Raw genomic sequence first — 11,742 nt, forward strand, 5'->3', positions numbered from 1 at the left:
CCTGGCGGCAAATCGACGTTTGGACACATTCCTAAACCTCAGCGAGCAGGGCCGCTCGACAGGCACAAGCATTTGATCGATCTCGTTGCCGGAAACCTCATCGGCGCGGAAAGAGAACCTCGCCCATTCCAAGCACCGCGTTGTCACCGCCATATTTATGTGGTGCGCTCCCCAGCAGCGGCCGTTTCAAAATGCCTTCTGCGATCAGATGACGATCGATGATGATGGCAAAAACGCTCTCCGGCGCGCCACACTCGACGAAGCTCGGCGACAGATGTCCTGGCGCGCGATCAAGAAGGATCGAACCGCGACGCATCAGGTAGCCGGGCATTTCACCGATGCCACCGGCTACCACCAGCGTGCCCGCGATCATGCGGCTGCCGGCATAGTCGCCCGAGCCTTTCAGCACCGAGATCAGACCGCGCCGCATCCGGTCTGCGGCGAAGGCGCCCGCCCTGCCCCTGACGATCAGCACGCCGCCATTCATGCCGGCCAGTTCGCCGACGAGCGGAGCGCCAAGGTGATCGCCGGCATTACCTGTTATCTCCAGCCTGCCGCCGCGCATGCCAGAGCCGGCGTGCGGCCCCGCATTGCCTTCGATCGTCAGCTTGCCGCCGCGCATGGCGCGCCCGGCCTGCGCGCCAGTATTGCCGATCACGCGAACCGATCCACCTCCCATGCCTTGCGCCACCCGGTCGAGGCGCGCGCTTCCTCCTTCGAAGACGATGCTTAGCGGATCGCTGCCGGCGAGGCGAAAAATGTCGCCCACCTTCGATCCGTGCTTCGACATGCCGATCCGGATTTTTTCGATATCCCGTCTTTCGCTCCCAGCAAGCCGCTCCGGCGTCAGCGGCGACAGGTCGAGGCGCTCAGGCGGTTCGGCAACAAGAGTGAAGGTCAGCGCCTTCATGGCAACATATCCTTCAGCGAATAGATGAACTTACCGAGCTTGCCGCCGTAATTGCCGGCGCCGATGCGAACCGCGCCTTTCTTCGGTCCGATCTGGATGACGGCCTTGATGCCGGCCTTCATCGCCGCGGCAACGGCATCATTGGTCTCACCATCAATGACGATTTCCAGGACGGCGTTGATGTCGGGGCCGAGCTCACTGGCAACCACACCGCGCAGTGTCGGCGCGTAGGCTTCGTTGGCCGAGGCGATCATGCCCTTGTATTTGCCACCTATCTTGGAACCCGAACGGGCGATGCCGCCCGGGAACGGCACGATGGCACCGGGCACCATTCCGATCGCGGCGACCGCGGCCTCGGCCGCGACCAATGCGTTGGCGCTGCTTTCGGCCATGACAAAGAAATTGCCGCCGCCGACGGCTTCCTTCGTCAGTCCGGTTGTTGCCTCGCAGAGGAATTCACCATCCATGACGGGAATGCGCCAGAAATGCCTGTCGCCGATCTTCTTGGAGATTTGCCAGCCGTCGCCGAAATAACGCAGTGCCGAACCGAGCTTGAGCTTAGCGCTGCCCTCCAGCCCGGCAAAGCAGGCGGAGCCCGGCGAAGTCAAAACACACTGCCCGACGCGATTGAGCAGTTGCTTCTGCAATTCATCGGTTCCCATCGCGAAGATCATCACGCGGCAGCCGGGCCGGCCATCCGGGGTGGCTGACGGCGGCAGGTCGGCATCGATTGCCGCTTCGCAGCCGCAACCGATTACCGAGGTGGCGAAGCCGGTCATCGTGATCGCCGCCTGCCGTGCCCATTTCCGGTTCGGCGCGGTGATGATGATGGCGGTTGCCCGCATCCCAAAGGCTTCGGCAAAAGTATCGTCGATCGTTACGCCATTTACGCTCACGTTCGGCATGGCACCTCGCCGAATGGCTGTTCACGCGCAATCGCGGAATCCGGGAAATTGAACCAATCTAAGGACAGGCCGTAGCGCTGCTGGTGATAGTCCTCCAGACGCCGCACCATCGCCTTGTCCACAGGTGGATTAAGCCTGAGGGCCTTGCCCCAGCGGTAATGGATGATCTCCCCGTCCTGCACGACGAGATCGCCATCCTTGAAAACATATGCCGCCTGTCCGAGCATTTTCGCGATACTTTCGTTCCTGCGATAGACAGCAATATCGGCTATCGCGCCGGCGCCGAGATGGCCTCGATCCGTCAACCCAAGCAGCCTGGCCGGCGCTGCGCGCGTCATGATGGCTATTTCCTCGAACGTGTATTCGCGGTCGATTGCGGACAGGGTAGAGTGCGCTAAGGCGGATCGTGAAAGTCCAGCGGCCATTTCGGTGCGTGCTTCCCGCCTCATCAGCAGCTCGAACAGAGCCGGATAAGCGGTAAAGGGTGCACCGTTGGGGTGATCGGTGGTGAAGAACACACGCCAGGGATCGTCGATCAGGAGAAAAAGCTCGAGCCCGATCGCCCACTGCATCGTGCCATAAAAGTCCTTGCCATAGCTGTAGGGCACGATGCCGCCGCCATTGCCATCCCCGTCATGAATGACGGTCTTTTTCGGATGTGCGCTGCCCCGCGCCGAGAACTGCCGCATGACGTCGGAGGAGACCGTGACCGTCTGACCGAACATTACCTGACCGATATCGATGGTGACTTCCGGAGTCGTGTTGACAAGCTCGGCAAGCCGCGCGGCGGCGGAGGAAAATCTGCGCTTTCCTTCCGTGCCATAGCCATAGAACTGGAGGTGGGCGAGGTGCATCGGCAGCCCATCCGCCGCCGCAATCGTCGCGGCCGCCGTGTCCGCAGATCCCGGAATGCCCAGATTGTTGCAATGGACATGCAAAGGATGCGGCAGGCCAAGATTGTCGACGGCGGCCTGCAGCGTCTTGACGATGTTGCGCGAGCTGACGCCGTAGGAAGGCACTACATCGTCCAGCGCGAACGTGCGTGCGTTTTCCTTGAAGGCGGCCGCTGCACCGGCGTTGATCACCTTGACCCCGAGCGCTCGCGTCGAGGCGACCGTCCAGGCGACGTAGTCCTCGATCATTTGAGGTGTGGCGGTGTCACGGATCATTGACAGCAGGAAGTCGTCGTTGCCGAGAATGGCGAGCGTCGCCTTGTCGATGATCGGGATGTCGGCCAGCTCGAGATGGGTGTGGAGTGCAGATCCCGGCGACATCGCCGGTTCGACGACCGTCGTGAAGCCCATCTTGGCGTAGAGACAGCCGGTCTGGAAGGTCGACCAGCCGGCATTGGAGAGCGGCGTCGTCGCCGGTCGCGCCTGATGGGCGGCATGCTGTTCGGGCAAGAGAAGCCGCGCGGTATTCACGTTACCGCCGCCAATGTGGGAGTGGATGTCGATGGCGCCCGCCATCACGATGCAGCCGGCGGCTTCGATGGTCCGGTCGGCCACCCCCTCAGCCGGCGCCGCGACGATCTTGCCGTCCTTGATCCACAGGTCGCCCTTGCCGAGACGGCTGTTGACGGGGTCGACGATGTCGCCGTTGGCAATTTTCGTCAGCATGGCAATGCCTCGGCGAAAACCCGACTGGCGACCAGGCGAATGATCGTCGCGGCGGAGGGCAATTTCGAAGCAGCGCGGGTATCAGTCGACTTCAGCGAGCCGGTACGGCTGGAATAGACAACCGCATCGTGATCGACTCCAGCTTCGCCAATGGCGATGGTGACCGCGGCGCCTGCGACCGGCTCTTCCGTTTTAGCCAGCGCAATCAGTGCCATGCGTCCCCTTTTTCTCGGGAGTTGGGCAACCGTGGCGGAGATCCGCAGGTGCAGGTCGGCTTCGCCGGCGGCGATCATGCGCGCCACATCGTAACGCCAGGGATCGAATTCCGGGAAGCCCCGCGCAAAGCCCGTGCGCAATGGAAAACCTGTCATCCAGGTCGAGGCGAGCACGCTTCCCCACCCGTTTTCGCTCGCGGGCAGATGAAGGCCAGATGCACGTGATTTGCGATTGAGATCGGCGATCAGCCCCTGCAGCATCTCCAACGCCAACCCATCGGTGGCGTGGCCTGAAAACAGGAACACGGGAAAGTGCGCAGCCGCCAGAGCCTTGGCGAAATCGTTGAAGTTCGACACCGGTCGCGATGTTTGCCGCCCCTTGTACTGCGCCCTCAGCGCCGCCAGCGTGGCGCCGAGGCTAGCCTGGCCACAGGAAAGGAGCGTTGCCTTGCGCCCGTTTTTCAACGGCGGCGCGGACACCCCGTTCGATCCCACCAGGAAGAACTCGCGCTCAATCCCGGTCGAGAGATCGGGCCTGGTCGAGAGATCGGGAACCGTGCCAGCGAGTTCGGTAACAAGATCATGATGGGTTTGTGCGAGTTCGCCCACCATCACCACGATATCGGCACGCCGGCGCGTCTCCCCAGGGGCGACGGTCATCGCGCCCCTGTCGGTAAAAAGCATGGTCTCTCGGGCAAGTGCCGCGCCGTCGGTGTGATCGTATGCCGCGCCAAGCCGCTCGGCCAGCGCGATCGCCGCCCTCGTGCCGTGTATGTCCGTATCAAAGCTGAAAACCGGGCACCGGCTTGACGATAACAGCGACGCGGCATGCGCAGCCGCGCGCTCGACCAGCGCTTCCCGGTTGCCTATCCAAGCAACCGCCATTCGCTACACTACTTTCTGGTGCCGGCCCGATCCTAGACGAAACTGGATTGGCCGTGAACCCCGCTTGCCAGCAGATTAACGAATGTTTTCATACGCTATCAACAAACTCCGACCGCGCTTAATCATATTTGATGTAAGCGAAGCGTTGATCGGTCGCCGGAGTTCCCTCCAGCGCTCCGCCTTCCTTGGCCGGCTGCCACTGGACAACGTCCTCGATCTTTCTCGCCAACTCGAAGTCCTTGTCGGTGATACCCTTCGCCGCGTGGTTCATCAGGCGTACCTCGACCCAGGCATAGGAAGCGGTGATATCGGGATGGTGCCACGCCGCCTCGGCGAGATGGCCAACCGTGTTGATGACCATCAGCGTCGACTTCCAGCTGTGGGTCTTGTATTTGCGCCGTATCCAGCCGTTTTCGTAGCGCCATTTCGGCAACTCCTTCTCAAGCCGGTCGGCAATCTCGGCGTCCGAATAGACCTTCTCCTTGACCGTTTCGCTCATCTCGACCTCCCCGAATTGCTCGGTCCGTCAACACGACAGGCCAAAGCAGAAACATGAATGCACTCTCTTTGGCTTGCTCCCTCGACGAAAACAGTTATCATCGTGGCGGGCACCTAAACTTCCATGATGCATCCATGATGCACCCATCGGGGGGCAGATGTCGAATTTTGTTACCGTACGAGTGCCCGCTCGCCTTCACCTTGGCTTCCTCGATCTCAATGGCGATGCCGGACGTCGCTTTGGCAGCGTTGGGCTTCCGTTGAGTGAACCCGAAACCGTTGTCACCCTGTCGCGGTCCGGCGAGACCATAGTCGAAGGTTCCGAGAGCGTTCGCGCCGGTGAGCACTTGTCGACGCTCTGCAGGCATCTCGGCATTCGCGGCCAGCACCATTTGGTGATCGAACAGTCGATCCCGAGTCACGCCGGCCTTGGGTCCGGCACGCAGATCGCCCTTGCCGTCGCCTCGGCACTGCGAACGCTCCACAACCTGCCTCTCGATGTCGCCGGCGACGCGACCCTGCTCGAACGAGGCGGCCGATCTGGAATCGGCATCGCAAGTTTCGAAGACGGCGGCGTGATTGTCGACGCGGGCAAGGACGAGCGTGGCGGACCGCCTCCGGTCGTGGCGCGGCTGCCGTTTCCCGAAGAATGGCGCGTCATCCTCATCCTCGACCATGCCGGGCATGGACTGCATGGCGAGGCAGAGGTCGCGGCGTTCCGTTCACTGCCACCCTTCCCGACGGCGGGCAGCGGCGAGATCTGCCGGAGGGTACTGATGGGTATCATGCCGGCCTTGGTCGAGCGCGATCTTGCGGCATTCGGCGCTGCCGTCACCGCGATACAGATGCTGATCGGCAGCCATTTCGCTCCGGCGCAGGGCGGTGTGTTCACCTCAAAGCGGGTCGAGATGGTCGCTCACCGTCTCAATAAAGCGGGCGCCGTCGGGATCGGCCAGAGTTCCTGGGGACCCGCAGGGTTTGCCTTCGCGCCGTCGCATGACGCCGCGCTCAAATTCGTCGGCGCGGTTCAGAAGACAGCCGTTGAAGACGGCCTTCAGATCAAGATCGTCAAAGGCAGGAACTCCGGCGCGAAGATCAGTTCGACCGGACTCGGTCTCGTCGGCAGCTGACGCTTCAGATTCCAAGCAGAAAGGCGAGAAATGGCCCGCAAACATATCCTGCATATGCTGACGCCGTTGAAGCACATGAGCCCGTTCGACGTGAACATGGCGCTCGACGCTGGCTTCGATAGCGTGGTCCCCTATGTCGATGTCGACCTTGGTGAGGTGACAGGCCTGGTTCAGGACGCGATCTTTTCGCGCCCGCCGGATGCGGGGGTCGATACCGGCATCTTTATCGCCGGGAAGGATGCTTCGTTGGCGCTCGACATGTTCGATGCCGCGAAGAAGGCGATGGTGCCGCCTTTCCAGGTTTCGGTATTTGCCGACCCCGCCGGCTCGTTCACCACGGCCGCGGCGATGGTGGCCAAGGTCGAAAAGGCGTTGGAGAAGAAATTCGAGCGCGGGCTGAAGGACACGAGGGTGGCTGTTTTCGGCGCCACCGGCGTGGTTGGCTTCTGCACCGCCGTCATCGCGGCAAGGGAGGGCGCCCGCGTCACGCTTGTCGGCCATGACGGCATCGAAAGGGTGAAGCAGATCGCTGCCGAGATCAAAAGCCGATTCAAGATCGGTGTCGATGCGGCTGACGGATCGAGCGATGCCCGGAAAGCCGATCTGGTCGAAGCAAGTGAGGTCATATTGGCTTGTGCGAAAGCCGGCGTCCAGGTGGTTTCAAAGGCCCAGTTGAGAGGAAGCGGCTTGCTTATCGCCGCCGACGTCAACGCGGTCCCGCCCGCAGGCATCGAAGGATTGGCCGTCAATGCCAATGGCGACCCGCTAGAAGCGGCAAAGGTCGTCGGGATTGGCCCGCTTGCCATCGGCAACGTCAAATATAAGGTCGAGTCTGGCCTTTTCAAAAGAATGATCGAATCCGAAAAAACGATCGCGCTCGATTTCCAGGAAGCGTTTTCCCTTGCACGCGAGATTGCCAAATAGCGCCAGATCTCTGCTGATCGCGGCGATTTCAGGCCGGGCATTGGCCATGGCTGCGCGGCGTGCGGGCTATCGTCCGTTGGTCGCTGATTTCTTCTGCGATACCGATACGGTTGCGCTGGCAGAACGAACGACCAAGCTGCCGGGCAACCTACAGGACGGCATCGACGGCGAGCGCATCATCGAGACGCTTCGGGACCTGGTCGGCGAAGACCAGCCGGTCGCCGTCGTCCTGGGCTCGGGTTTTGAGCGGATGACGGAGACTGTCGACGCCGTCGCTCGCCATTTTCCGCTTGCCGGCAATCGCGGCGCGGCGATCAGCAGGATCAAGGACCCGCAATTGCTGGCCGCGGATTGTGCCGAACTCGGCATCCCACATCCGGAATTCCGGTGGGATCGACCGCCTGAGCCAGACAGCTGGGTGGCCAAGACCGTGGGCGGCGCCGGGGGTGGACATATCAGACAGGCGGCCGGAGAAAGCCAGACCACCGGCCGCTATTTCCAGCGTTTCGTCGCCGGACGCAGCATCTCGGCCCTGTTCGTCGGCGACGGCCAGGCCGCGCGCATCGTCGGCTTCAGCCAACAATGGACTTCCCCCGTCTCCACGGCGCCCTACCGCTATGGCGGGGCCGTGCGGCTGAGACGCTTCGACCGCAGGCAGGCGGCGGTCATCGGCGGCTGGCTTTCAGCCCTGACGCGCCGTGCCGGCCTGGTTGGATTGTGCAGCGCCGATCTCATTCGCGGATCGGATGGCTACAAGCTCATCGAGATCAATCCGCGGCCAGGCGCCACGCTGGACATTTTTGACGAGGCCGACGCGCCGCTGATCGAAGCACATCTGCGAGCTGCAACCGGCGGAACTTACCGTTTGCCACGCTTCGTCGATTCGATGGCTTCAATGGTGACCTACGCCGCGACGCCAATCGCGCGGTTTCCGTCGATTGCGTGGCCCGAATGGACCGCTGACCATCAGTCGCCCGGCACCCCTCTGATTGCCGGCGACCCCGTCTGCACCGTCTTCGCGCGCGGTCCGAACGCCGATTTGACCAGGCGGCTCATCAAGGGGCAAGCCCGCCGGTTGCAACTCCAATGGGAAGGAGACCGGACATGAAAGACGGTTCGGCATTCCTGAACGACAATGCACAGCGCATCGCTGACGGCATGATCAGCGACGCCGAACGGCTGCGGATCGCCGCTTCCAAGGGAACCTTGGGCGAGCTCCTTATCGATGTCGGCGCCAAGGCGCCCGGCAGCGTCGAGGCCGGGCTGCGCATGGCGGAGGCGGCGATGGGCGGTCTCGGCAGCGTGTCGGTGTTTATGGACCGCACGGAGCGGAAATGGCCGTTCACCGTCGAGGTGCGCTCGTCGCAGCCGGTACTAGCCTGCCTAGGCAGTCAATATGCGGGCTGGAACCTGTCTGCCCAGGACTATTTCGCCATGGGATCGGGACCGGCGCGGGCACTCGCCCGCGTCGAACCCCTGTTCGACGCGCTTTCCTATCGAGACACCGCATCGTCCGCCGTGCTTATCCTGGAGACTGCCAAACCGCCTCCCCCAGCAATCGTCGAGAAAGTGAGCAAGGCAACCGGACTGGCAACCGACAAGCTCACCTTCCTCTACGCGCCGACGCAAAGCCTTGCCGGCAGCCTGCAGATCGTTGCGCGCGCGCTCGAGGTTGCCCTGCACAAGGCCAACGATCTCAAATTTCCGCTGGAGAACGTTGTCGACGGCATCGGAGCGGCGCCAATCCCCGCCCCCCACCCGGATTTCCTGACCGCCATGGGCAGAACGAACGATGCCATCATCTATGGCGGCAGCGTCCAGCTCTTCGTAAAAGGGTCGGCAAAAGAGGCCAGCAACCTCGCGGAGAAACTTCCGAGCCGCGCCTCACGGGACTACGGTCAACCCTTTGCCGAGATCTTCAAGCGGTTCAAGGGGGATTTCTATGCCATCGATCCACTGTTGTTCAGCCCGGCCGAAGTGATCGTGACGGCGATCGAAACCGGCGACACGTTTCGCGCTGGCCGGCGTGATCCAAAGATGCTCGAACGGAGCCTCGGTTAGCATGGCGGCACAAAGAGACCCGTCCGTCATCCGCCACATCCGAGGCACCACATGATCCCTCGCATCCTGATCGTCAGCGACAATTCGGACACCGGCTCAAGTGGCCTCGCGGCAAGGCTTGGTCGACGGGGCGCTATTGTTGCAACCGTGCCGCTGGCGGCGATCGCGTTCGACACCGGCAGCCCGGGCGGACTTTCGATCCCCGGTTTCGGCGGTGCGCTGCCCGATGCCGTGCTCGTCCGTTCGATCGCCGCAGGATCGTTCGAAGCGATCACCCGGCGCCTCGGGGTACTGCACGCGCTGAGCCGGCTGTCGGTTCCCGTGTGGAATTCGGCGCAGGCGGTCGAACGCTGCGTCGACAAGTCGATGACGACTTTCCTCTTGAAAAATGCTGGCCTGCCAACGCCACCGACATTCGCCGTCGAAGGACTTGCCGCCGCCAAGGAGATCGCGGCGCAGGAGCTTCGGGAGGGACCGCTGGTGCTGAAACCATTGTTCGGGGCGCAAGGCCGCGGGATAAGGCTGATCCGTACGCTCTCCGACCTTCCCGCCGCAGACGAGGTGAACAGCGTCTACTATCTCCAGCACTATGTGTCGCGCGCCGGCCCGCCCTTCCGGGATTTCCGCGTTTTTGTCTGCGCCGGCGAAACAGTCGCGATGATGAGCCGCAGCAGCGACGACTGGATCACGAACGTCAACCGGGGTGGCGTGCCGGAGCCGGTTTCGGGACCTGGCAAGGCTGAGCTGGCATCGCTGGCTGTCGCCGCGTCAGCCGCCGTCGGCGCGGATTTCGCCGGCGTGGACATCGTGCGAGCCGACGATGGCAGCTTGTTCGTACTCGAGGTGAACAGCATGCCCGCCTGGTCAGGACTGCAATCGGTGGTCGCTGTGAACATCGCCGAGGCGATCGCCGATGCCCTGCTGAAATTCCTGGCCGACCGCACCGAAGCGACCGCCGCGCCGCGGCCCTTCCGTTTCACCGCGCCGGCGAATTCGTAACGGAGCGGCAGGATGGCGTTATCGCGTGAACGCCTCCGGGCTAGCTACAAGGATGCCTGCCGGATGGAGATCGAAGCTCTGAAGCCGGGCAATGTCCACCTGTTCGCCGACGGACACGGCATGTCCGCCGCCCAGTTCATGATGAGTGCCGAGGTTTCGTCCGAGCCGCTGACCGATCCTCGCCTCTCGGTCGGGCAGCGCATGCTGGAGGCGGTGCGTGCGACACGCCTGGCGGTAGCAACCAACACCAATCTCGGCATCGTCCTCCTGGCGGGGCCTCTGATAGGCGCCGCCGAAATGAGGAGTGGCAGCTTGCAGGACAATCTCGACTCGCTGCTGCGCGCGTTGAGCATGGACGATACCAGGGCAGTGTTCGAGGCGATCGCCATGGCAGCGCCAGGCGGCCTGGGAGATGCCGCGAATGATGTGCGGCAGGAGCCGAAGGTTCATCTCTTGGAAGCAATGCGGGAGGCTGCCGACCGCGATATGATCGCCCGCCAGTATGACACCTGTTTCGGCGACGTGTTCGGGGTAGGGCTGGCCGCGCTGGTAGGGGCGCTAGCTCGCGGAGAAAGCGGCATGTGGCCGACCGTGTTCGCCTATATGGCGTTTCTCGCAGGCTTCCCCGACAGTCACGTGGTGCGCAATCACGGAATTGAAGTCGCAAATCAGGTGCGACAGGACGCTCTTTCCGTTCAGGCGACGCTCCATGCCAACGGCGACGAGCCGTCACGCATTCGCCTGCTCATGGAGTTCGACCGCCGGCTGAAGGCGGACAAAGTAAACCCCGGCACCTCGGCCGATCTGACCGTGGCTACTCTTTTAGTCCACACTCTAGGCACTCGCTTGCATAATCGCGGCGTTGGTGCTTGACTTCCAAAAGCGGGAGCTGTGCTTCCGCGGCTATCTAGCCAACCGGTCCGGGCAATCCGGGCGCTGCCAACAAGGATAGCTGTCCATCGAGCGCCTGCTCGGTTGCAGCGTCCGTGGACATCATAATTGTGTCTTGGAGGAAATTGGCATGGCAAAAATCTCGAAGGTAATGGTCGGTGAATCGCTGGTCGGGGACGGCAACGAAGTCGCGCATGTCGACCTGCTCATCGGGCCGCGAGGGAGCGCAGTCGAAACGGCATTTTGCAACGCGCTCACCAACAACAAGGACGGTTTTACCTCGCTTTTGGCGGTGATCGCGCCCAATCTTCAATGCAAGCCCAATACGGTGATGTTCAACAAGGTCACGATCAAGGGCGCCAAGCAGGCTGTACAGATGTTCGGCCCGGCGCAGCACGCCGTTGCAAAGGCAGTGCAGGACAGCGTCGCGGACGGGACAATTCCGGCAAACGAAGCGGACGACGTGTTCATTTGCGTTGGCGTATTCATCCATTGGGACGCGGCCGACGACGCCAAGATCCAGAAATACAACTACGAGGCGACAAAGGAGGCCATCCAGCGCGCTATCGCAGGAACCCCGACCGCCGCCGAAGCCACCGCTCAGCGCGACAACGTCAAGCATCCGTTCGCGGCCTAGACAAGAGACAGCCCCGCACAGGAAAAGCCATCTTCCGAAACGGATGGTCTGTTGCGCCGGCTGAAAAG

At 62.4% G+C, this 11,742-nt stretch carries 12 protein-coding genes; 7 read left to right on the top strand and 5 right to left on the bottom strand.

Annotated features, from left to right (window positions below; all coding sequences use genetic code 11):
* Positions 1–97 precede the first annotated feature (97 nt).
* The 5 genes from FJ953_RS07935 to FJ953_RS07955 form a co-directional block, all read right to left on the bottom strand.
* A complete protein-coding gene (locus tag FJ953_RS07935) occupies positions 98–910 on the bottom strand; it encodes a formylmethanofuran dehydrogenase subunit C (protein WP_140623838.1) in 813 nt (270 codons plus the stop codon).
* Positions 907–1,815, bottom strand: coding sequence for a formylmethanofuran--tetrahydromethanopterin N-formyltransferase (fhcD, locus tag FJ953_RS07940; protein ID WP_140515165.1), 909 nt, complete (start codon positions 1,813–1,815; stop codon positions 907–909). The genes FJ953_RS07935 and fhcD overlap by 4 nt, the downstream gene beginning before the upstream one ends.
* Entirely contained in the window at positions 1,803–3,434 is a 1,632-nt protein-coding gene (locus tag FJ953_RS07945; RefSeq protein WP_140623840.1) for a formylmethanofuran dehydrogenase subunit A, read from the bottom strand. The genes fhcD and FJ953_RS07945 overlap by 13 nt, the downstream gene beginning before the upstream one ends.
* The gene (locus tag FJ953_RS07950) at positions 3,428–4,534 is read right to left on the bottom strand and encodes a tungsten formylmethanofuran dehydrogenase (RefSeq protein ID WP_140623842.1); all 1,107 of its coding nucleotides are present in this window, start codon (positions 4,532–4,534) and stop codon (positions 3,428–3,430) included. The genes FJ953_RS07945 and FJ953_RS07950 overlap by 7 nt, the downstream gene beginning before the upstream one ends.
* Before the next feature lie 118 nt (positions 4,535–4,652).
* A complete protein-coding gene (locus FJ953_RS07955; RefSeq protein ID WP_140498164.1) occupies positions 4,653–5,033 on the bottom strand; it encodes a 4a-hydroxytetrahydrobiopterin dehydratase in 381 nt (126 codons plus the stop codon).
* Positions 5,034–5,190: 157 nt separating this feature from the next.
* On the opposite strand from FJ953_RS07955, the gene FJ953_RS07960 reads away from it, so the two are divergent.
* From FJ953_RS07960 to fae, 7 genes are all read left to right on the top strand, one after another.
* On the top strand, positions 5,191–6,162 hold the full coding sequence (locus FJ953_RS07960; protein WP_140623844.1) for a beta-ribofuranosylaminobenzene 5'-phosphate synthase family protein: 972 nt from the start codon (positions 5,191–5,193) through the stop codon (positions 6,160–6,162).
* Between the two features lie 30 nt (positions 6,163–6,192).
* Positions 6,193–7,086, top strand: a complete 894-nt coding sequence (locus tag FJ953_RS07965; RefSeq protein WP_140566625.1) for an NAD(P)-dependent methylenetetrahydromethanopterin dehydrogenase — start codon at positions 6,193–6,195, stop codon at positions 7,084–7,086.
* A 46-nt stretch (positions 7,087–7,132) separates the two neighbouring features.
* The gene (locus FJ953_RS07970) at positions 7,133–8,194 is read left to right on the top strand and encodes an ATP-grasp domain-containing protein (protein ID WP_224655934.1); all 1,062 of its coding nucleotides are present in this window, start codon (positions 7,133–7,135) and stop codon (positions 8,192–8,194) included.
* Complete coding sequence (gene mch, locus FJ953_RS07975; RefSeq protein WP_140515161.1) at positions 8,191–9,147, top strand: methenyltetrahydromethanopterin cyclohydrolase; 957 nt, start codon at positions 8,191–8,193, stop codon at positions 9,145–9,147. Before FJ953_RS07970 ends, mch begins: the two co-directional genes overlap by 4 nt.
* 51 nt (positions 9,148–9,198) lie before the next feature.
* Positions 9,199–10,146, top strand: coding sequence for a RimK family alpha-L-glutamate ligase (locus FJ953_RS07980; RefSeq protein ID WP_140515160.1), 948 nt, complete (start codon positions 9,199–9,201; stop codon positions 10,144–10,146).
* A gap of 12 nt (positions 10,147–10,158) precedes the next feature.
* Positions 10,159–11,019, top strand: a complete 861-nt coding sequence (locus tag FJ953_RS07985; protein ID WP_140515159.1) for a triphosphoribosyl-dephospho-CoA synthase — start codon at positions 10,159–10,161, stop codon at positions 11,017–11,019.
* A 148-nt stretch (positions 11,020–11,167) separates the two neighbouring features.
* On the top strand, positions 11,168–11,674 hold the full coding sequence (gene fae, locus FJ953_RS07990) for a formaldehyde-activating enzyme (protein ID WP_140498176.1): 507 nt from the start codon (positions 11,168–11,170) through the stop codon (positions 11,672–11,674).
* Positions 11,675–11,742: the final 68 nt, after the last annotated feature.

The organism is Mesorhizobium sp. B2-3-6, from assembly GCF_006442305.1.
GTDB lineage: Bacteria > Pseudomonadota > Alphaproteobacteria > Rhizobiales > Rhizobiaceae > Mesorhizobium.